This is a genomic window from Bacillus sp. TL12 (assembly GCF_022625245.1).
Lineage (GTDB): Bacteria > Bacillota > Bacilli > Bacillales > Bacillaceae_G > Bacillus_A.
Genome location: NZ_JAJJBY010000026.1, coordinates 35,498 through 57,098, shown reverse-complemented (window position 1 = coordinate 57,098; position 21,601 = coordinate 35,498). Strand labels below are relative to the sequence as shown.

Below are 21,601 nucleotides of genomic sequence, written 5' to 3'. Positions count from 1 at the left end.
CACAATGAGAATGGTGGACCTAATTGCAAAAAAACGTGATGGACATGCATTAACGACAGAAGAAGTGAACTTTATTGTAGAAGGCTATACAAATGGTGATATTCCAGATTATCAAATGAGCTCATTTGCAATGGCGATTTTCTTCCAAGATATGAATGAACAAGAGCGTGCTGATTTAACGATGGCAATGGTGAATAGCGGCGATACAATTGACCTATCAGCAATTGAAGGGGTAAAAGTAGATAAGCATTCAACAGGTGGTGTTGGTGATACAACTACGCTTGTGTTAGGTCCGTTAGTAGCTGCTTTAGATGTACCAGTTGCAAAAATGTCTGGCCGTGGTTTAGGACATACAGGTGGTACGATTGATAAATTAGAAGCAGTTCCAGGATTCCATGTAGAAATTGAAAATGACGAATTTATTCGTCTTGTAAATGAAAATAAAATTGCAGTTATCGGGCAAAGTGGAAACTTAACACCTGCTGATAAAAAGTTATATGCACTTCGCGATGTAACAGCGACAGTAAACTCTATTCCGCTTATTGCAAGCTCTATTATGAGTAAAAAAATTGCTGCTGGTGCAGATGCAATTGTGCTTGACGTAAAAACAGGTGCAGGTGCATTTATGAAAACAGATGAAGATGCAAAACGTTTAGCAGAAGCAATGGTACGCATTGGTAATAACGTTGGCCGTAAAACGATGGCAGTTATTTCGGATATGAGTCAACCGCTTGGCGAAGCAATCGGTAACGCATTAGAAGTGAAAGAAGCAATTGATACACTGCAAGGTAAAGGGCCGAAAGATTTAGAAGAGTTATGTTTAACACTTGGAAGTCAAATGGTATACCTTGCTGGAAAAGCATCTTCTTTAGAAGATGCTCGTGAAAAACTAATTGAAGTAATGAACAATGGAAAAGCGTTAGACGCATTTAAAACGTTCTTAGCAGCGCAAGGCGGAGATGCTTCAGTTGTTGATGACCCTTCTAAGCTTCCACAAGCACAATACAAAATTGAAGTAGAAGCAAAAGAAGACGGATACGTATCTGAAATTGTTGCAGATGAAATTGGTACAGCGGCGATGCTTTTAGGTGCAGGACGTGCAACAAAGGAATCTGAGATTGATTTAGCAGTTGGGCTTATGCTTCGCAAAAAAGTGGGCGATAGCGTGAAAAAAGGTGACTCACTTGTTTCAATTTACGCAAACCGTGAAAATGTAGAAGATGTAAAAGCAAAAATTTATGAGAACATGAAAATTGCGAAAGACCATGTTGATGCACCGAAACTCGTGCATGGCATTGTAACGAAATAATCTAAAAAGCTAAGGAGCCTTCTCCTTGGCTTTTTTTGTTGGTTTTTGTTTATAATAATAACGGGTGAAATTATGATTAGAATTTGCGCAGTAACGAAAGAAGATGAAGTATTATATGATGTTTCATTAGAAGACACAAAGAGAGAAGATATTGTATGGTATTGGCTCGATTTATATAAGCCAACAAAAGAAGAGTATACATATATTTTACGAGATCATTTTAAGTTCCATCCCCTGGCGATTGAAGATTGTGTAGAGTATGTACAGAGGCCAAAAGTGGATTTCTATGATGGATATAACTTTTTAGTTCTCCATGCATTTGGAGAAGATGGATTAGAGCCACATGAAATTGACTTATTTGTTAGTGAAAGTTATATCGTCTCTTTCCATTTCTCACATAATAATGCGATTGAAAGAGTGTGGAAAACGCTCGGTGAGAAGAAACGGATTAAGAAGAGTCCTTTGCATGTAGCGCATACGATCATTGACCAAATTGTTGATGATTATTTTGCACCTGTTTATTATATTGAGGATCATTTAAATGCGATTGATGATAATTTAACAGGAGATACAGCAGGAAGTGTATTAGAAGAAGTATTCGATATTCGGGCAGATTTATCGAAGCTTCGTCGTACGATTATTCCGATGCGTGATTTGTTGTATCGTATTTTAAACTCAACTCGTTTTTATGGTGTGAGTGATCATGAAATTTATTTTAAAGATATTCATGATCATTTGTTAAAACTTTCGGAAATGATTGAAGCAAGTCGAGAGTTAACAGCGGACATTCGAGATAGCTACTTTTCGTTAAACTCGCATCATATGAACAACATAATGAAAACATTAACCGTATTCTCGACTATTTTTATGCCATTAACATTTATTGTTGGTGTATATGGGATGAATTTCGATAATATGCCAGAATTAAAATGGGAGTATGGTTATTTTATTTGTTTAGCACTTATGGCCTTTATAGGTGGGGGCATGATGGTTTGGTTTTATAAAAAAGGATGGTTTAAGTAAACAACCGCTAGGGAGTTTAGTTTCCCTAGCGATTGTTTTATTAGCCAATAGCATGTAAGACAAACATTGCTAAGAATAGGCATGTAATAATATACATGGACGGTGCGACTTCTTTATGCTTTCCAAGAGCAACCTTTAAAATAGGATAAGCAATAAATCCGAACGCAATACCATCAGCGATGCTATATGTGAGTGGAATCATAACGATGATTAAAAACGCTGGAAATCCTTCTGAAAAGTCATTAAGAGGGATTTGTAGAATGTTTGTAATCATTAGACCACCAATAATAATTAAGATCGGTGCAATGGCACTATCAGGAATTAACTTGACAAACGGAAGAGCAAACAGTGATGCGAAGAATAACATCCCTGTAACGATAGACGTCAGACCTGTTTTTCCTCCCGCGGCAATACCGGCAGCACTTTCTACTGTGGAAACGGTAGGGCTTGTGCCAAATAGACCACATGTCATTGCTGAAATTGCATTTGCTTGATAAGCACGTGGGAATTTACGATCGTCTTCTAATAATCCGTGCAATAGCCCCATGTTCTCAAAAATAAGTACCATGCTTAAGGAGAATGTTGCAATCCAAAACGGTAAGGAAGAAAGTTTTCCAAATGACATAGCTCCGAATACATCTCCGTAGTTAGCGAATGAAAATGAGCTATTCCCTACTTGGCTTGTATCAACAAGACCAAATAGCCACGCAATACCAGTTCCAATTGCAATCGTCCATAAAAAGTTTCCACGTACGTTACGAATAAATAAGACAAGTGCAACAATAAGAGTAAGTAGTGTTGCAAGAACAACAGGGCTACTTAATTTTCCTAATGCAACAGCAGTGTTCGGATGCGAAACGACTAAACCACCTTTTTGCAATCCGATGAAAGCTAGGAATAAACCGATGCCGACAGTTATTGCTTCTTTTAACGATTTTGGAATCGATAGTGAAAGCGTGCGAGCAATCGGTGTAAACGCGGCAATTGCAAAAATAATACCGGCGATAAAGACAGCTGCTAATGCCTCTTGCCAACTTAATCCAAGCGTATGCACAGCTGTGTAAGTGAAAAATGCATTTACACCCATACCTGGTACAAGAATAGCAGGTGCATTTGCCCAAAATGCCATCATTAGACATCCGACAAATGAACTAAAAACAGTTGCCAAAATTCCAGCTTCAAGTGGAATGCCGGCATCTGATAAAATAGACGCGTTGACAATCATAATATAAACGATTGTAAAAAATGACGTTACTCCAGCTAATATTTCTTGTTTTGTTGATGTGTGGTGTAGGTCTAATTTAAATGTTCTTTCAAGAATTCCTTTCATGTTAAACCTTCTTTTTTATATCCCTCTCCCACCCGTGATATCCCTTTTGTAAAGAGCTCACCGTTCTTTATTATATCAGAACATAATCTTTTTACAATAAATAAAATGAGAACGTTTACTTAAAAGCTAACTGGTGCTACAAATAAGTAAAAATCGCACGAACAGTAGAGATAATTTCTAGTTCCCCAGATTGAATTGGAGGAGCAGCTTGTGCTTGTAAAGTAGCATGAGTCGTAAATTCGCGCGGCAATTGTGCCGATTCTTCGACGAGTGACAGAGGAACAGGATTAATATTTAAATTATATGAATTCGCAATGATGCGAGCCTTCTCTTGAGCATGCTGAACTGCTTGTAAGAGTGCTTGTTGATAATACGCGTTTGGATGGGAAATACGGAAGCGTAGTCCTCTTGCGACATTTGCTCCATTTGTAACGGCTATATCATATACTTCCCCAGCTTTCTGTACATTTAAAACGGTAATTTCATACAAATGCTCTACTCGGTAACCTTGTAATAATGCTTTTTCATTTACGTATTCATATTGAGGAGTAATTGTATAGGAGATGGTTTCTATATCTTTATCGGCGATACCAATTTGTTTAAGTGCAGCAAGTAATTGATTAGATTGGATTGCATTTTCCTCTTGTGCTTGTTTGACATCTTTATTATCTGTTCGAATACCGATTGTTAATATAACAACATTTGGTTTTGCTTTTATAACGCCTTCTCCTTGTACAGTAATCGTTGCTTGCTTTCCATTACGGACATCGGGTGAATAAGGATTCATGCCAACCTGCATTTTTGCTCACCGTCCTTTTTTATATGTATATGAGTAAAAGTGTGAGAAAATTGTATGTAAAAAGTTACATAATTGAGAATCAACAGGAAAGAAAACATATACAACGTAGGCATTTATAGATTATAATATGTATAAATATGATGAAAAAGGGTCGAGGCTAGTGAACGAAAAAAGAGAAGCGCTGATTTTAGATTTATCTACATCATTTCGAAAGATGATACGTTTATTACAAAATGATATCAATACACGTTTTTCAGAGCATATGCCATATAATGAATTTTCTGTATTGCGTGCATTGTTCTTGAAAAGCCCGCAAATGGCTTCGCAAATAGCTAGTGAAGTAAATGTAACATCCAGCCATATTACAGCAGTAACAGATCGGCTTGTACGAAAAGGTTTTGTAACGAGAAAACGTTCTGATTCAGATCGTCGTATCGTGTATTTAGAAATTACAGAGCATGGAAAAGAAGTTACACAAAAACTTGAAGCTGTACGTAAAGAATACTATAAAGAGAAATTTAAAGAGTGGAGCGATCAAGAGGTTGAGATGGTATTAGAACTATTTGGTCGTGTACTATAATTACGATAAATGAGGATAGGAGGCAACATGCTTTCCTATCTTTTTCTTTTGAATAAAAATATTTTGAAATTCCAATACTTTAAGTAAAAAGTATTCGGAGGAAAAATAATGAAATATATCGTTTCACTTGCAATTATTATTGGAAGTTTTATATGCTCAAGCACGTTAAGTTATGCAAAAACACCAATCCAAGTTGTACAAAAAGAACTACATTATATTACGAGTGATCAGCCTATTCTATATTCAAAACTATGGATTCGTTCTATGCAGAATACTATTCTTTTTCAACATAGTAATAACATTCGTGAGCAGGATACAATGCGTAATGTCAAGAATTCTTCTCTCGTAAAAGTGAAACAGCTTTCCCTTGAAAAGGCTTCACATTACATCCCGAGATTATCTCAATATGTCTCTAAGTTTGAAAATAAAAATGTTCAAGTTTATTACGTTGCTGTTCGTTATGAAGTGAAAAAAGAAACTCCATATCAATTGAATGGAATGAATTACTTTCTTCAAGTATTTGTACAAGAACAAGGTGATTGGAGGATTGCTGAAAGTATTGTAGCTCCTACAGATCAAATGATAGAGAATGGTGATGGATTTGGGATGAAAGAAGAGAAGGAGTATGGAAAAAGAAGAGAGAGCGTGAAATAATCTTTTATATAGTAATAAGGCATTGCTCGGAAGCAATGCCTTGTTTATTTTGCATATAAAGAAAGTTTATGCTTTAAAAGTAGCTGCAAGATAACATATGTCAGTACGCCAGACCCTATAAAATAAATATAGTAAAGAGGTAAAGAATTACTACCATCAATAAAAACTGTACCACCAAGAAGCCCAAAACAAAGAGAAGTACAAATTAAGAAATACTTATGAAGTTTTGGATATAGCAGTATTTTTCCGTTATGCTCGTTTGGAGCACGCGTATATAAATAAGTTCCTAGTGGAAGAAAGATGAGTATATAGATAACAGGGCTTAATAGTATCCAAGCGGACGGGATGTGATGGTAAGTAGGTCCTGTATGTCTGTTTCCGTATTCATCTTCTATAGGCTCCCTTTGTAGATTGTAGTCATAGTTAATGCGAAAATGAGTAAGAGGAGATACAATACTTACATTTTCTGTATAAAGGGCATATTTATTATAATTATAATTGTACTCTTCTCGTGATAAATCTATATGTAGTGCGAAAAAAGGGAACGCGAGCTGAAAGATGTATGAAGGTAAAATGATAATAATGTAACTTAAAGCGCTTTGTGAGATAAGGTTCCCTGTAATCGCCCCAATAAAGAGCGTAAATGTATAAACTGCAATTAGTGTAATGATTGTATAAGCAAAGTATACATGAAATAGTGAAAAGGATTGATACTGAGCATGTATCGTATTCTTGTGAATAATATACATAAGAAACCAACTAAGGCTAAGGGCACCTACGATATGAACGATGCCTAGTAACCATTTTGATAAAAATAAGTGTGACCGTTTAAATGGCATAGACCAAAGGAAATCGATTGTTTGATTATTGCGTTCCCATCCGATTAAAAGAATCGCTAATCCCATTAAAAGAAGAGCTGGGAATAGTATGTTAGCTCCTTGTAAAAAATAGTTGTAATAAGTATCTGTTGTGTCGCGTAAATACTCAGTAGTGTGCTGTGCATTCATATAATATTTATATGGTAAGGCGTATAAAGTGCTTAGCCAAAAAAAAACAATGACATATTTCCCCTGCTTATAGTTTCGTATCCATAAAGCTTTATGAAACATATATCCACCACCTCAATTTGTATTTATCCCGCATTAACGGGCAGTAAGACCCACACCTCAAAATTCAGAGAAAAACGAGGAAGATAGGTAGGGGATCAACTGCCCGTAAAAGCCCGATTGGTTCAACTAATATTCAGTGGGGGATACAGAAAATCCCTACTGAATAAAGTTTCACTTTATTTCCCTCCAAAAGCAAACTTCAATTTTAATAGACGTGTAAAAATGAAGTAACTTATGATAGCGAATAGGAAAAATCCAATATAATAAGACAGGAGTGCATCTCGTCCACCTAATATTCTACCGCCAAGTAATCCGAAGCACAGAACCGTACAAAGCATGAACCACTTTTGTAAGTTAGGAAATAATAGTATTTTTCCGTTTTGTTCGTTGGGTGTACGTGTATATAGAAAAATTGATAATGGTAAAAGGATCATGATGTAAGCAAATGGTGTTAATAGTGTCCAAGGAGAAGGCACAGAAGTATGCTCCATTGGATTGTCCTGTGGTACACTAGAAAGTTTATTTCCATAGTCATCAAATGTTTCTACCGGGTGGTAATCATAATTAATAGAAAAAGATTCTAATGGTGAAATAATCCCTACATGTTGTAAGTACTCATGAGTCTGCACCTCTATTTCTCCCATCGCCTCTAAAGACCATTGTGTATGGGTATAAATGAATCCAGAGATTAATAATATGGAACCGTATGGTAAAAATAATAAAATTGCTGTTAAGCTACTTTGGGAGAAAATATTTCCAGTAATCGTTCCGATAAATAAAGTGAATGTATAAATAGCAATGAGTACAACCGTAGCATATACAAAGTAACTATGAAACGGAGTAAAGACTTGATACTCATTGTGAAACGATATGTTTTTTATTCCGTACATGCTAATCCAGCAAATTACGTGTACTGTAATGATATTCAAAACGCCAAACAACCATTTTGTTAAGAAAATATCTTTTCGCTTAAAAGGCATCGAGAATAGAAAATCAGTAGATTGATTGTTACGTTCCCATCCAATTAAAAGACAAGCGAGCACAATAAGAGCAGCTCCTTGAAAGAGGACGGCACCATCGGATGTTTGAAAATAGTAGGAGTAGTAGTACGTATAGTCATCAATCTTCATTTTCGAATGATTTAGCGCCATTTGTGCTGCTTGATAATATTTATAAGGGAGTTGATACAAACTAATTAACCAAAACAATAGAATTATATATTTTCCTTGTTTCCATTGCCTCATCCATAAAGCTTTATGAAACATGCGAATCCTCCTCAAACGTTGTGACAAAAATATCTTCGAGTGACATTGGTAATTCTTCTAATAAAAGGGGCTGTTCTTTATGAAACTTTTCTAATGTAGCTGCTACGTTTCCTTCAATTAAGATGGTATATACTTTTCCAGTTTGATTTAATATTTTTATATTTGCTAAGTTTTCTAGTTTTTGTGGTAGTGAACGCTCGTAAGCAACTTGGATTTTTGCATAATGAGATTTCGTATCTTCTAATGCTGTAATCGATGCGATTGTATGATCTTTTAAAATAATAACCGTGTCAGCAATCTTTTCTACTTCATCTAAGTGGTGAGTCGAAATGAGAATGGTAATTTCACGATCTGCTACTTCTTCAATTAAAAATTGTAAAATTTGTCTTTTTACAATTGGGTCAAGTCCATTGGTTGGCTCATCTAAAATAATGTATTCTACACCTGTACAAAACGCTAAAATCATAGCAAGAAGTGCTTTCATACCGCGTGAATAACTACGAATGCGTTTTTCAGGTAATTTGAAGCGTTCTAGCAGCTGATAGAAATGTTCTTCATTAAAATTGTGATAAACAGCCTTATAAAACTTCGCAATTTCCTTTACTGTATATCCGCTTAATATATTAGTAGAATCCGGCACATAAGCTATCTTCTGCTTTATTTCTGGATGCCCATGAACATCCACATCATCATATGTAACAGTACCTTCATCTGGATCTAAAATGCCAACAAGTGTCCGAAGTAAAGTCGTTTTCCCCGCACCGTTTCTTCCGAGTAATCCAACAATACTTCCTTTTTGTAATGTGAAAGAAATATTGTCTAAAATGACTTGGTTATCAATTGTTTTCCCTAGATTCGTCACTTTTAGCATTTTTATTTCCCCCTAGTTCTTTATAGTATGAATCTATCCAATCGTGAATTTTCTCTTTCGTAATTCCAAGGTAAGAAGCTTCTAGTAGTAATTGATGGAATTGTTTTTCAACCATGGCGATTTTCCTTTCATCTAATATTGGTGTGATCGATTGGGAGACAAATGTCCCTTTTCCTCGCAGTGTTTCAATAATTCCTTGCCGTTCTAATTCTTGATACGCTTTGCTTACTGTATTTGGATTAATGACAAGAAGTGAAGCGAGTTCACGTACAGATGGTAGTTTATCTGTTGGAGCTAACATATTTTTTAGTACAAGCTCTTTTATATTGTGAACGATTTGTTCCCATATCGGAGTGTTGCTTCTCGGATCGAGTTGAATGTGCAAGAGCAATGTCTCCTTCCTAATGTTTTTAGTGTGCTACTACATGTAATACACTTAATACAATATATGTGGTATATTTGTTTGTCAATATAATTTTATAGGAAAATATGGTATAAAAACGAACAATTTGGAAAAAATAGGTTTGATATAGAATGGAGGGTTAGTCATGAGGCGAGTTTTTGGAATACTTGTTTGTTTCATGTTGTTATTTTCTGGTGTTTCTGTTGGCTTTGCACAGTCTGAGAAAGCACAGTCTGAGAAAAAAGAAGTAGAAACAGGGCCGAATTTAGCAGAGCAAGCATCGTCAGCGATTGTGATTGAGCAAGATACAGGAAAAGTTCTATTTGAGAAAAATCCAAATGAAAAACTACCACCTGCTAGTATGACGAAGATTATGACGATGCTACTGATTATGGAACAAGTTGAAAAGGGAAAACTAAAACTAGAAGATAAAGTCAGAACAAGTGAACATGCAGCATCAATGGGTGGTTCGCAAATTTTTCTTGAGCCAGGTGAAGAAATGACAGTGAATGAAATGCTAAAAGGAATTGCGATTGCATCGGGAAATGATGCATCTGTTGCGGTTGCTGAGCATATCGCTGGTTCAGAAGAAGGCTTTGTAAACATGATGAATAAAAAAACAAAGGGTTTAGGACTGAAAAATACACATTTCCAAAATCCAACGGGTCTTCCGGCGAAAGATCATTATTCAACAGCATATGATATGTCAATTATGGCGAAAGAATTGATGAAGTATCCACTCATTCGAAAATATACAGGAAAGTATGAAGATTATTTACGTGAAAATACAGAGAAAAAATTTTGGCTTGTGAATACAAATAAATTAGTTCGTTTTTATCCAGGGGTAGATGGGGTGAAAACAGGTTTCACGACAGAAGCAAAATATTGTTTAACTGCATCAGCTGAGAAAAATGGCATGCGTGTTATTTCTGTTGTCATGGGAGCGCCAACATCAAAAGAACGTAACAACCAGGTAACAAAGCTCCTTGATTATGCATTTGGACAGTATACAACGAAAAAATTGTATAAGCGCGGTGAAAAAATTCAAACTGTAAAAGTAGGAAAAGGTAAGAAAGAAAATGTAGATTTAGTGGCATCGGATAATGTATCTCTTCTTATGAAAAAAGGCGAGAATATGGACAAGGTAAAACAGGAAGTTATTGCTGAAAAGAAAGTAAAAGCACCAATTAAAAAAGGTGATGCACTCGGTACACTTGTTATTAAAAAAGATAAAGATGTTTTATTAAAGCAAACGATTGTAGCGAAAGAAGATGTTGCCGCAGCAAGCTGGTGGGAATTGTTTAAAAGAAGTTTAGGAATGTTTTCAACATCGAAATAGCGACAAATAGATTGTTGCTTTTCTATATGCATGCATGAAAAAAGTAGAATAATTGCTGAAAGTTTTCACATTATGGCGAAATAGTACTTCTTTTGTCAACAGGAAGGATTCTTATTTTATTTTCACGAAAAGTTACCTTATGTAAATGAGTAAAGTTTAAGCGTAAGGAGGAAATTGTGTGAGTCTTTCCATGCATTTAGAAATAAAGCGTGATGTCTTATGTGTTCGGTTAGCGGGTGAACTAGATCATCATACTGCTGAAGAGTTGCGAGCAAAAGTAACAGATATGATTGAGACGCATCGCGCTCATCATATTGTACTAAGTTTAGAGAAGTTAACATTTATGGACAGTTCTGGTCTTGGTGTTATATTAGGCAGATATAAGCATGTTAAAGGTTTAGGAGGGGAGATGGTCGTTTGTGCAATCTCACCTCCTGTAAAACGTTTATTTGAAATGTCAGGTCTGTTTAAAATCATTCGCTTAGAAGAAAGTGAAGCGCATGCGCTCGCGACATTGGGGGTGGCATAAATGAGAAATGAAATGAACCTTCAATTTTCAGCATTAAGTCAAAATGAATCGTTCGCTCGCGTTACAGTTGCTGCTTTTATCGCACAATTAGATCCAACAATGGAGGAATTGACAGAGATTAAAACGGTTGTATCTGAAGCAGTCACAAATGCAATTATTCACGGATATGAAGGGAATGCAGAAGGTCTTGTTTACATTTCAGTGATTTTGGAAGAAGCAATGGTGAAACTCACGATTCGAGATGAAGGGGTTGGCATTTTTAACTTAGACGAGGCAAGGCAACCTCTTTTTACAACTAAACCTGAATTAGAGCGTTCCGGAATGGGATTTACTATCATGGAAAATTTTATGGATGAAGTAGAAGTTATTTCAAATGAATCTTTCGGGACAACAATCCATTTGACAAAATACTTATCAAATAGTAACGCTCTATGCAATTAAGGAGAATTGCCTATGGACATAGAGGTCAGAAATGAGAAAAAGAAACCTCAGTTAAAGGACCACGAGTTAAAAGCGTTAATTCAAAAAAGTCAAGATGGAGATCAAGGGGCGAGGGATACGATAGTCCAAAGCAATATGCGTCTTGTATGGTCAGTTGTACAACGATTCCTCAATCGAGGATATGAACCAGATGATTTATTTCAAATTGGCTGTATTGGACTCTTGAAGTCGGTAGACAAATTTGATTTGTCTTTCGAAGTGAAATTTTCAACTTATGCAGTTCCAATGATTATTGGCGAAATACAGCGCTTCTTGCGAGATGATGGATCCGTGAAAGTAAGCCGTTCTTTAAAGGAGACTGGAAATAAAATCCGGAAAATGAAGGATGAACTTTCTAAAGAATATGGTAGGGCTCCAACGATTAATGAGGTTGCTGAAGCACTCGAACTGACGCCAGAAGAAGTTGTTCTTGCGCAGGAAGCGAGTCGTACTCCGTCATCCATACATGAAACGGTTTATGAAAATGATGGGGATCCCATTACGATATTAGATCAAATTGCAGATCAAACAGAAACGAAATGGTTCGAAAAAATCGCACTAAAAGAGGCGATTCGAGAACTAGATGAGCGCGAACGTCTAATTGTGTATTTGCGCTATTATAAAGATCAAACTCAATCGGAAGTAGCGGAGCGAATTGGGATTTCACAAGTTCAAGTATCAAGGCTTGAAAAGAAAATATTAAAACAGATGAAAGATCGAATAGATGAATAGCCATCTATTCGATTTTTTGTTTTGGACTAGAAGGTGGCAATATTTCAGATCAACTTTTGAAAAAGCTGAATCTTGTGTTATTGATGTTATCTTTTCCGAAATCTAAAATTTAACTCGTTCAAAAAATTAACAGAATTTATTGATAATTTAGTAAATTCAAAATATAATCCAAGTATAAACTTGTTATAAAGGGGGAAGAAAACATGGAAACAAGGCAGCAATGGGGAACGAGAGCTGGATTTATTTTTGCAGCAATCGGCTCTGCAGTCGGACTAGGGAATATATGGCGTTTTCCGTACACTGCGTATGAAAACGGAGGGGGCGCATTCTTTTTACCGTACTTATTTGCATTATTAACGACTGGTATTTCATTATTAGCTTTTGAATTTGCTCTTGGGCATCGTCACCGTGGATCAGCGCCACTCACATTCTTTCGCATAAATCCACGTGCTGAATTTATTGGCTGGTGGCAAATGGCTGTTACATTTATTGTTTCTACGTATTATGCCGTTATTATTGCATGGTCGATTTCTTATACGTATTTCTCGATTACTGGAGCATGGGGGAAAGATACAGAAGCCTTTCTATTTAAAGAGTATTTACAAGTTGCTGATAAGCCAGGACAATTTGGGGGCCTTGTACCTGAAGTGTTAATTCCACTTGCGCTTGTTTGGATTATTGTACTTGGTGTAGCATTTAAAGGAGTTAAAAAAGGGATTGAGGTTGTAAACCGTATTTTTATTCCTTTACTTGTTGTAATGTTTCTAGTTATTGTTGTTCGAGCTGTCACGATGGAAGGAGCAATGCAAGGGCTTGATGCCTTTTTTAAACCAGACTGGAGTCGGATTTTAGATGGGAAAGTATGGCTTGCCGCTTACGGACAAATTTTCTTTAGTTTATCGTTAGCATTTGGAATTATGATTACTTACTCTAGTTATTTACCGAAAAACTCTGATACAACAAATAACGCTTTTATTACTGGTTTTGCGAATTCGGGATTTGAATTATTAGCTGGGATTGGTGTCTTTGCAGCACTTGGCTTTATGGCAAATAACATGGGGGTACCAGTTGATAAAGTAGCGAGTGCTGGCGTTGGACTTGCGTTTGTTGTATTCCCGCAAATTATTAATGAATTACCGATGTCGCCACTATTTGGCGTATTATTCTTCCTATCTTTAACTGTAGCTGGAATTACATCGCTCATCTCATTAGCAGAAGTATGTTTTGCAGCTGTATCTGAGAAATTTAGTCTAAGCCGTGAAAAGACAATTGGAATTATGGGTACTCTTCTTGTGCTAGTTTCACTTGTATTTGCGACACGTGGTGGACTTATGTTCCTAGATGTTGTAGATTATTTTGCAAATAACTTTGGACTTATTGTAATTGCATTGGTAGAGGTTGTTACGGTAGGACTTATCCTTCGCCGTTTACCAGTATATCAAAATCATGCGAATTTCACATCGGATATTAAACTAGGGATGTTCTGGAGAGTTAGTTTACTTGTTATTACACCGCTTATGTTAGGATATATGCTTATTGATGGTACGATTCAAAACATTCAAAAGAACTATGGTGATTATCCGACACAATTTGTCGTGACGTATGGTTGGGTTCTAGTAGCAGCGTTTCTGGTTGTTGCATTGATTATTAGTTTGAAAAAATGGAATTCGCAAATACATTCAGATTCTGCCCAGCTTGAAAAAGAATGGAAAGATCGAGGTGTTTCATAATGAGTGGATCAGCAATTATGATGATGATCATTGGAATTGTAGTCATTTGGGGAGGATTAGCTTTAAGTATTATGAATTTATTTAGAAAAAAGAAGGCATAAAGAAAAAACATCTGCGCCAAAAAAGGTGCAGATGTTTTTTCTTTAAATGTGTGGGGAAACAGGAGTCAGCAGGCTTCTGTTTTTATTGTTATTTGTGGCAATGTCGATATATTTGAAATTGTACCGATAAAATTTCACTCACCATTTTCTTCCATACAATCCTATTACTAAAATTTCTGTTTTCTTTATTCACTGTGATTGTTGATAAAAATTCACCGTACAAAGTTTATTTTATAAAAATGTTGTATTAGAAAATTTTCCAAAAACCATACTACAACTACGAGGAAAAGTGAAGAGGTGAGCTTTAAGTGGAACAAACAATCTATCTTAAAATGCGAAATCGTCTGCAAGTATCACCTTCATATGAGGTGAAGATTGAAGATGTTGCACAAGTAGTTGGAGAGTCTGATGTAGTAGAAAAAATAAAAAAACAGCTCGTCTATAAAATCACAAAACGTGATAAAACACATGTCGTAATTGATGCGATGAAAATTATTCAAGTCATTGGGCAAACTACGCAGCATACACAAATTAATTTAGTTGGTCCTGGACAAACACTTGTTGAAATCGTCTATGAAAAAAAGAAAGTAAACCCCGTTTTCTTTGGATTGGTTTGGATATTACTTTTTGTCGGGGCGGCTCTGGCAATTATTTATTTTCATGAGGACGTAAGTATGCAACAAGTACATGGACGTCTATATTACATGATTACAGGAGAAATCAACTATAAACCGCTCTTATTTCAAATTCCTTATTCTTTAGGACTTGGATTAGGGATGGTCCTATTTTTTAATCATGTGTTTCAAAAACGAATTAATGAAGAGCCAAGTCCGTTAGAAGTGGAAATGTTCCAGTATCAACAGTCACTCGATCAATATGTCATGATTAATGAAAATAAAGAGAGTGCAAAACAAATTGCAGATGACTGAATATGGTTTGGTAATCGTAATGGGGCTTGCTGGTGGTATTGCAGTTGGAGGGGGATATGTTGCATTTTTAGCTGTGCTCGGCGTTATTCCGCGATTAGCTCAGTTAACAAGGAGTGGCCATCGTATTCAAATTTTTGAATGGGCTGTAATTGGTGGTTCTTTGGCCGGGGCATGGTGCAGTTTAAGAGATATAACCTTTCAAGTATCTCAGTATTGGCTTATTTTACTTGGCTTATTTTGCGGAACATTCATTGGTATGCTTGCTGCGGCTTTGACAGAAGTATTAAATGTTTTACCTATATTAGCTAAACGGGTAGGAGTAGATGGGAAAATTGTTATTTTACTCGTTGCACTTGTACTTGGAAAGGTAATGGGTTCTTTATTTCATTGGATTTATTTTGCATGGTAGGAGGCAGCAAGATGACACAAGATAAATTAAAAGATGATTACATAAATAAAGTAAAAGATTATCATCCAAAGCCAAATTATGTGATGAATTGTGTGAAAGCGTTTGTTGTAGGAGGAGCAATTTGTACAGTAGGAGAATGCTTGATGAAGTTTTATATGCATTATTTTCATTTCAGTGAGAAAACTGCGGGGAATCCTACTATAGCAACGCTCGTACTATTATCGGCCATATTAACTGGATTTGGTGTATACGATAAAATTGGTCAGTTCGGAGGAGCTGGTTCAGCAGTTCCTGTTACTGGGTTTGCAAATTCAATGGCAAGCGCAGCAATGGAACATCGTAGTGAAGGAATTGTACTTGGAGTTGCTACAAATATGTTTAAGCTTGCTGGAAGTGTAATTGTATTTGGAGTTGTTGGAGCATACATTGTTGGACTCATTCGATATACGTTTAAACTTTGGCTGTCTTAAAGGAGACTAGATATGAGATTGACAGGAAAGCAAACATGGGTATTTCAAAATCATATATTTGTGAATGCAACAGGTACTGCTGTCGGTCCAAAAGAAGCGGAAGGTCCTCTTGGAAAGTGTTTTGATATTTCATACGATGACTTACACTGCGAGGAAGAAAATTGGGAGCTCGCTGAAAGAAGGTTGATGAATGATTCAATTCAGCAGGTTATGCGAAAGGGGGATATAAAACCTTCCCAAATTGATTTTTTTTTAGCAGGTGACTTATTAAACCAAACCGTTACAGCGAATTATGTGGCACGAGAGCTCGGAATTCCTTTTTTAGGTATGTTTAGTGCTTGTGCAACCTCGATGGAGACACTAGCAATTGGATCGGCTTTTATTGATGGCGGCTTTGCTAACCGTGTGATAGCTACGGTTAGTAGTCATAATGCAACTGCAGAACGGCAATTTCGTTATCCAACAGAATATGGGGGGCAAAGGCCTGGTACAGCTACATCAACTGTTACAGGGGCGGGAACAGCTTTAATTAGTAAAGAACCGAGCAATATTAAAATAACAGCTGCCACCATTGGGAAAGTGCAAGATTTAGGAATTACAAATCCTTTTGATATGGGATCGGCAATGGCGCCTGCAGCTGCTCATACGATTCAACAACATTTTGAAGATTTAGGGAGAAGTGCAGCTGATTATGATCTTATTGTTACAGGTGATTTATCAGGTGTTGGAGCGCCAATTACGAAGCAGCTTTTACTTGAGGAAGGATATGATTTAGGGCATGTATATAATGATTGCGGATTAATGATTTATCACAAGGATCAAGAAGAGGTTTTTGCAGGTGGAAGTGGTTGCGGTTGTTCGGCAGTTGTAACATACGGTCATTTACTAGAAGAAATGAAAAAAGGAAACTTACAGCGTATTTTTGTAGTTGCAACAGGGGCATTGTTAAGCCCGATTATGATACAGCAAAAAGAAACGATTCCAACAATTGCACATGGCGTTGTATTTGAAAGGGTAAAAGGAGTGTGAATTGTGGATTTTGTATACGCGTTTATTGTTGGGGGAGTTATTTGTGTGATAGGACAACTTTTATTGGATTTTGCTAAATTAACTCCTGCACATTTAATGGCCACTTTTGTAGTGATTGGAGCGATTTTAGATAGTTTTGGATTATATGATAAACTCATAAAATTTGCAGGGGCAGGTGCAACTGTTCCTATAATGAGTTTTGGGCATTCCCTTCTACATGGGGCATTAGAGGCAGCTGAAAAACATGGCTATTTAGGAATAGGAATTGGTATGTTTAGTTTAACTTCCTCAGGTATTTCAGCAGCGATATTATTTGCGTTCTTTGTGGCACTTATATGTAAACCGAAAGGATAAAAGAAATGAGACGAAGGGTTATTTTGGTGACAGACGGAGATGAATATGCAAAGCGAACAATTGAGTTGTTAACAAAGGAATTGGGTGGCAGGTGTATTTCAGCCTCCCAAAGCAATCCCACTAAATTGACAGGAAAGAAGATTGTTGAGCTGATTATGCAAACGCCATATGACCCTGTATTTGTCATGTTTGATGATAGTGGATTTATTGGAGAAGGTTCAGGTGAAAAGGCATTAAAATATGTGGCGATGCATAAAAACATTGATGTTCTCGGTATTTTAGCCGTTGCGTCTAATACACATCATTGGGAGTGGGCCCGTGTAGATGTCAGTGTAGATCGAGAAGGCAGATTAACAGAATACGGCGTTGACAAATTTGGATTGCCCGATGGTGAAATTGGCAGGATTAATGGAGATACGATTTACTGTTTAGATGAATTAAATGTCCCTGTCATTGTTGGAATTGGTGATATTGGAAAAATGTGTGGAAATGATGAATGGGAACGAGGATCGCCCATTACAAAAAAAGCAATTCAATTAATTTTAGAAAGAAGTGGATTTTATGACGAAACAGAAGAACGTTAATATCCCGATTTCTTCTTTTTTAAGTGACAATGAAAATTATTTAAAACAAACAGTTGGACTCGGTGTTACATTTGATGTTGGAATTCGTAAATTTCAAATTCTAGATAAAGAAATCGGTGTATTATTTGTAAATGGATTGTGTGATACAAACTATATCATTCCAATTTTGGAAGAAGCAGTGGATACGAATGAGATAAGGGATTACGAAGGAGATACAGTAAAGCTTTTAGAAAATCGACTTATTCATCAACAAGTAAGTAAAGTGAAAACGATGGATGATGTAATGACACAAGTTTTATCTGGCCTTATTATTATTTTTGTAGAAGGTGAAACGGAAGCTTTTGTAATTGATGTCCGTAGTTATCCAGGCCGAACACCAACAGAGCCAGATACAGAAAAAGTAGTACGCGGAGCGAGAGATGGCTTTGTAGAAAATATTGTTGTAAATACAGCATTAATAAGAAGGCGTATTCGTGATCCACGCTTACGAAATGAAATTATCCGGGTAGGGGATCGATCGCAAACAGATATTTGCATTACATATGTTCAGGATGTCGCCAATCCAGATTTAGTAAAGATTATTAAGCAAGAACTAGAGAGTATTGAAGTAGATGGAATTACAATGGCTGACAAAACAATCGAAGAATTTTTAGTAAAGCAGGGTTGTAACCCTTTTCCGCTTATTCGTTATACAGAAAGACCAGATGTAGCGGCAAATCATTTATTAGAAGGGCACGTATTAGTTATTGTTGATACATCACCAAGCGTCATGATTACACCAACAACTTATTTTCATCATGTGCAGCACGCGGAAGAGTTTAGACAAAACCCAGCAGTTGGTACATTTTTACGATGGGTTCGTTTTATTGGTATTATATTTTCTTTGTTTTTATTACCATTTTGGCTCGTGTTTGTATTTGAGCCAACGTTGCTACCAGAGAAACTTGCTTTCATTGGCCCAAATAAAATGACTAATCTTCCTATTTTATTACAAATAATTCTGGCCGATATCGGACTTGAATTTTTGCGAATGGCATCCATTCATACACCAACTCCGCTATCATCAGCTACCGGCTTAATTTCAGCGATTTTAATTGGGCAAATTGCCATTGATGTTGGATTATTTGTACCTGAAGTCATTTTATATACAGCAGTTTCAATGATTGGGATATATGCAACGCCAAGTTATGAATTGGGTTTAGGGAATAAATTAGCGAAGCTATTCGTTATTATCTTAACTGGTTTGTTCCACGAAATGGGATTTGTGATTGGAATGACAATGCTAATTTTATTTTTAACATCTATTAAAAGTTTACAAACACCATATTTATGGCCGTTTTTACCATTTGATTGGGGCGCATTAACGAAAATTTTGGTACGTCCAACTATGTCCAGCTTAAAAGTACGTCCAAGCATTGTCCATCCGCAAAATATACGTAGACAAAAGTAAGCAGGGGTATACTCCTGCTTATTTTTTATTATAAATTTATCGTTTTTTAACAAAAACACAACATTTTTTTCGTACACTTAGAGTAGACATTGTGTATGAAAGGGGAAGAGAGCATGATCAAATTATTTGTAAGTGATTTAGATGATACACTTGTTTATAATGTGAGTCATATTCATAAGGAAGATGAAAAAGCACTTTGTTGGTTAGCAGAAAAAGGGACAAATATTTGCTTTGCTTCTGGCCGTTTTACACATAGGATTCACGATGCAGTTAAAGGGTTCACATTTCCATATTATACAACTGGTTTAAATGGAGCTACGATGCTATTACCAAATGGGCAAATATTTCATGAATCGAAATTTAACGATGGAGTTGCCAGGGAAATATATCGATATATACATGAACAGAGACTAGCTGATATTGTGTGTGCAAACGAGCAGAGATATACAAAAAAGAAAAATGAACATCATTACGTTTTTGAAGAATATATGGGTGTGCATATTGCTGAAATCGAAACATTAGAAGAAGAGTTTGGTAAGACTGTTCATCCAGCAAAGTTGTTTGTATATGGAGATGCAGAAAAGATTGTAACATTGGATCGAGAATTAAGAGAAACGTTTCATGAGCAAGCTGAAGTTTTTATTTCTGGAAAAGGTTATGTGGATATTATGCCAGTAGGAGTTAGTAAAGGAAGTGCTTTAAAACGTTTAATGGAGCATTTGAAAATTGAAGCGCACGAAGTAGCATGTATCGGGGATTCTTTTAATGATATCTCGATGTTTTCAGTAACACCACATTCGTTTACTCTTCATCATGCACATCCTTATGTAAAGGAAAAGGCATGTCACGTTGTTCGCTCAGTAGAGGAAGCTGTTATGAAATTGCCTTTGCTTATATAATATATAAATCTATTTTGATTTTTTAACATATAAGTTGCTGTTACGGAGAACAAAAGGTGTTTTTCTCTCTGTATTCACAAGGCATGGTGCTAAAAAAGGCCCTGACCGCTCTATGCAGAGGCGGATAATCTCTCCCGCCTAAAAAGCAGAGGGTTTATCTCATTTTTTAATTCGGATGTATAAAGAAAAAGCTCGTCAATGACGAGCTCTTTCTTACTTAAATAAGGATTTAATAAAATCAATAATACTAGAGAAAAAATCTTTTACTTTATCTAGGAATCCTTGTCCTTCTTCAGATCCTAAGAAGGCTGAGACATGTTCTTTTGCTTTATTTAATTGGCTACCAACTTGGTTCCAGTCAATATTTAAATTTTTCATTTTATCAAATAATGAAACTAAACTATCTAATTGCTCATCTGTTAGTGTAATACCAAGTTGCTCAGCAATCTTTTTAATTAGCGCACGTAAATCCTCTGTTGTTTTTGGTTGTTCCTTAGCAATCTCTTCTTTTACTTTTGCAACAAGTTGAACAGCTTTTTCTTCACCAATTTGGTCACCGAGCTTGGCTGTTTGTACCATTTCTTCATTGGCTACTTTCTTTACTTCTTCAGGAATTTCTTTTTTTGATGTTGTTTCGTAAGCTTTCATTAGTCCTGTTAAAGCAGCTGTTCCTGATACTTTAAAGGGTGCTGTGATTTGGATTTCTGCATCTTTGACACCCGCTGTAATGAGTGCGTTTGTATACATTGCATCTGTTACCCAATTAATGTTTTTCGCTCGCACAATAAGACCTGATCCTGGCTTTGTATACGTAATCATAGAAGAGGAAATCGCTCTCGTACCAATTTGTGCTTTTGGTACAATCCCCTCTAAAAATTTATGTTCTTCCGCATTAGAAACAGTAATAATTTGCGCATCTTTTGGCGCTTTCATTTCTTTTAAAAGATCTTGTTTTTGTTGTTCAGATAAATTTTCTCCTAATGTAACGATTGATTCTCCCTCAATCACGTCTGCAAATGAAGCTGCTGGAATCATAAATACTGTAACAGCTAGTAGCAGAGCTAATAGTTTCGTTCTCACGAAAAATCGCTCCCTTTCTCTTTCTGGAATTTTCGGGCAACACAGTTATTATAGTATATTTTTCTGATTTGTCATCTGTCTTCTTCTTGATTTCAAAAAAGAAGTATACAGATTGTCGGATTCTTTTTGTTTCTGGACACGAA

At 36.2% G+C, this 21,601-nt stretch carries 25 protein-coding genes; 18 read left to right on the top strand and 7 right to left on the bottom strand.

Features of this window, described 5'->3' with window-relative positions; translation table 11 throughout:
- Positions 1-4: 4 nt before the first annotated feature.
- On the top strand, positions 5-1,309 hold the full coding sequence (locus LOK41_RS20270; protein WP_241818036.1) for a pyrimidine-nucleoside phosphorylase: 1,305 nt from the start codon (positions 5-7) through the stop codon (positions 1,307-1,309).
- Between the two features lie 72 nt (positions 1,310-1,381).
- A complete protein-coding gene (corA, locus tag LOK41_RS20265) occupies positions 1,382-2,332 on the top strand; it encodes a magnesium/cobalt transporter CorA (protein WP_174099147.1) in 951 nt (316 codons plus the stop codon).
- A gap of 40 nt (positions 2,333-2,372) precedes the next feature.
- Here the strand turns inward: corA and LOK41_RS20260 are convergent, their stop codons facing one another.
- Together LOK41_RS20260 and LOK41_RS20255 are read right to left on the bottom strand one after the other, a co-directional pair.
- A complete protein-coding gene (locus LOK41_RS20260) occupies positions 2,373-3,662 on the bottom strand; it encodes an NCS2 family permease (RefSeq protein ID WP_241818035.1) in 1,290 nt (429 codons plus the stop codon).
- 136 nt (positions 3,663-3,798) lie between these two features.
- Positions 3,799-4,461, bottom strand: a complete 663-nt coding sequence (locus LOK41_RS20255; RefSeq protein WP_174099149.1) for an SIMPL domain-containing protein — start codon at positions 4,459-4,461, stop codon at positions 3,799-3,801.
- A gap of 160 nt (positions 4,462-4,621) precedes the next feature.
- On the opposite strand from LOK41_RS20255, the gene LOK41_RS20250 reads away from it, so the two are divergent.
- Both LOK41_RS20250 and LOK41_RS20245 read left to right on the top strand, forming a co-directional pair.
- On the top strand, positions 4,622-5,041 hold the full coding sequence (locus LOK41_RS20250) for a MarR family winged helix-turn-helix transcriptional regulator (RefSeq protein WP_001003304.1): 420 nt from the start codon (positions 4,622-4,624) through the stop codon (positions 5,039-5,041).
- A 108-nt stretch (positions 5,042-5,149) separates the two neighbouring features.
- Entirely contained in the window at positions 5,150-5,695 is a 546-nt protein-coding gene (locus LOK41_RS20245) for a hypothetical protein (protein ID WP_241818034.1), read from the top strand.
- Between the two features lie 44 nt (positions 5,696-5,739).
- On the opposite strand, the gene LOK41_RS20240 is transcribed toward LOK41_RS20245, so the two are convergent.
- The 4 genes from LOK41_RS20240 to LOK41_RS20225 all read right to left on the bottom strand — a co-directional run bounded on the left by LOK41_RS20240 (position 5,740) and on the right by LOK41_RS20225 (position 9,325).
- On the bottom strand, positions 5,740-6,804 hold the full coding sequence (locus tag LOK41_RS20240; protein ID WP_241818033.1) for an ABC transporter permease subunit: 1,065 nt from the start codon (positions 6,802-6,804) through the stop codon (positions 5,740-5,742).
- A gap of 176 nt (positions 6,805-6,980) precedes the next feature.
- On the bottom strand, positions 6,981-8,069 hold the full coding sequence (locus LOK41_RS20235; protein ID WP_241818032.1) for an ABC-2 transporter permease: 1,089 nt from the start codon (positions 8,067-8,069) through the stop codon (positions 6,981-6,983).
- Complete coding sequence (locus LOK41_RS20230; protein ID WP_241818031.1) at positions 8,059-8,940, bottom strand: ABC transporter ATP-binding protein; 882 nt, start codon at positions 8,938-8,940, stop codon at positions 8,059-8,061. Before LOK41_RS20230 ends, LOK41_RS20235 begins: the two co-directional genes overlap by 11 nt.
- Positions 8,906-9,325 (bottom strand): GntR family transcriptional regulator, encoded by a 420-nt coding sequence (locus tag LOK41_RS20225; protein WP_241818030.1) that lies wholly within the window; start codon positions 9,323-9,325, stop codon positions 8,906-8,908. The genes LOK41_RS20230 and LOK41_RS20225 overlap by 35 nt, the downstream gene beginning before the upstream one ends.
- A gap of 163 nt (positions 9,326-9,488) precedes the next feature.
- Here LOK41_RS20225 and LOK41_RS20220 point away from each other — a divergent pair, with 163 nt between their 5' ends.
- From LOK41_RS20220 to LOK41_RS20155, 14 genes are all read left to right on the top strand, one after another.
- Entirely contained in the window at positions 9,489-10,682 is a 1,194-nt protein-coding gene (locus LOK41_RS20220) for a D-alanyl-D-alanine carboxypeptidase family protein (protein WP_241818029.1), read from the top strand.
- 178 nt (positions 10,683-10,860) lie between these two features.
- The gene (gene spoIIAA, locus LOK41_RS20215) at positions 10,861-11,211 is read left to right on the top strand and encodes an anti-sigma F factor antagonist (protein ID WP_241818028.1); all 351 of its coding nucleotides are present in this window, start codon (positions 10,861-10,863) and stop codon (positions 11,209-11,211) included.
- On the top strand, positions 11,212-11,652 hold the full coding sequence (spoIIAB, locus tag LOK41_RS20210) for an anti-sigma F factor (protein ID WP_098336151.1): 441 nt from the start codon (positions 11,212-11,214) through the stop codon (positions 11,650-11,652). It begins immediately after the preceding gene.
- Positions 11,653-11,664: 12 nt separating this feature from the next.
- On the top strand, positions 11,665-12,423 hold the full coding sequence (gene sigF, locus LOK41_RS20205) for an RNA polymerase sporulation sigma factor SigF (RefSeq protein WP_000350736.1): 759 nt from the start codon (positions 11,665-11,667) through the stop codon (positions 12,421-12,423).
- Between the two features lie 203 nt (positions 12,424-12,626).
- Entirely contained in the window at positions 12,627-14,153 is a 1,527-nt protein-coding gene (locus LOK41_RS20200) for a sodium-dependent transporter (RefSeq protein ID WP_241818027.1), read from the top strand.
- Positions 14,153-14,254 carry a methionine/alanine import family NSS transporter small subunit gene (locus LOK41_RS20195; RefSeq protein WP_082188779.1) on the top strand — a complete coding sequence of 34 codons (102 nt, stop codon included), beginning with the start codon at positions 14,153-14,155 and terminating at the stop codon, positions 14,252-14,254. Before LOK41_RS20200 ends, LOK41_RS20195 begins: the two co-directional genes overlap by 1 nt.
- Positions 14,255-14,562: 308 nt before the next feature.
- The gene (locus LOK41_RS20190; protein WP_241818026.1) at positions 14,563-15,183 is read left to right on the top strand and encodes a stage V sporulation protein AA; all 621 of its coding nucleotides are present in this window, start codon (positions 14,563-14,565) and stop codon (positions 15,181-15,183) included.
- Entirely contained in the window at positions 15,176-15,592 is a 417-nt protein-coding gene (locus tag LOK41_RS20185) for a stage V sporulation protein AB (RefSeq protein WP_241818025.1), read from the top strand. The genes LOK41_RS20190 and LOK41_RS20185 overlap by 8 nt, the downstream gene beginning before the upstream one ends.
- Positions 15,593-15,603: 11 nt before the next feature.
- The gene (gene spoVAC / locus LOK41_RS20180; protein WP_241818024.1) at positions 15,604-16,062 is read left to right on the top strand and encodes a stage V sporulation protein AC; all 459 of its coding nucleotides are present in this window, start codon (positions 15,604-15,606) and stop codon (positions 16,060-16,062) included.
- A 12-nt stretch (positions 16,063-16,074) separates the two neighbouring features.
- On the top strand, positions 16,075-17,091 hold the full coding sequence (gene spoVAD / locus LOK41_RS20175; protein ID WP_241818023.1) for a stage V sporulation protein AD: 1,017 nt from the start codon (positions 16,075-16,077) through the stop codon (positions 17,089-17,091).
- Between the two features lie 3 nt (positions 17,092-17,094).
- Positions 17,095-17,445 carry a stage V sporulation protein AE gene (gene spoVAE / locus LOK41_RS20170; RefSeq protein ID WP_174099161.1) on the top strand — a complete coding sequence of 117 codons (351 nt, stop codon included), beginning with the start codon at positions 17,095-17,097 and terminating at the stop codon, positions 17,443-17,445.
- 5 nt (positions 17,446-17,450) lie between these two features.
- On the top strand, positions 17,451-18,029 hold the full coding sequence (spoVAEA, locus tag LOK41_RS20165) for a stage V sporulation protein SpoVABEA (RefSeq protein ID WP_174099162.1): 579 nt from the start codon (positions 17,451-17,453) through the stop codon (positions 18,027-18,029).
- A complete protein-coding gene (locus LOK41_RS20160; protein ID WP_241818022.1) occupies positions 18,007-19,479 on the top strand; it encodes a spore germination protein in 1,473 nt (490 codons plus the stop codon). Before spoVAEA ends, LOK41_RS20160 begins: the two co-directional genes overlap by 23 nt.
- A gap of 95 nt (positions 19,480-19,574) precedes the next feature.
- Positions 19,575-20,378, top strand: coding sequence for an HAD family hydrolase (locus LOK41_RS20155; protein WP_241818021.1), 804 nt, complete (start codon positions 19,575-19,577; stop codon positions 20,376-20,378).
- Between the two features lie 213 nt (positions 20,379-20,591).
- Here the strand turns inward: LOK41_RS20155 and LOK41_RS20150 are convergent, their stop codons facing one another.
- Positions 20,592-21,458, bottom strand: a complete 867-nt coding sequence (locus tag LOK41_RS20150) for a DUF1002 domain-containing protein (RefSeq protein ID WP_241818020.1) — start codon at positions 21,456-21,458, stop codon at positions 20,592-20,594.
- Positions 21,459-21,601: the final 143 nt, after the last annotated feature.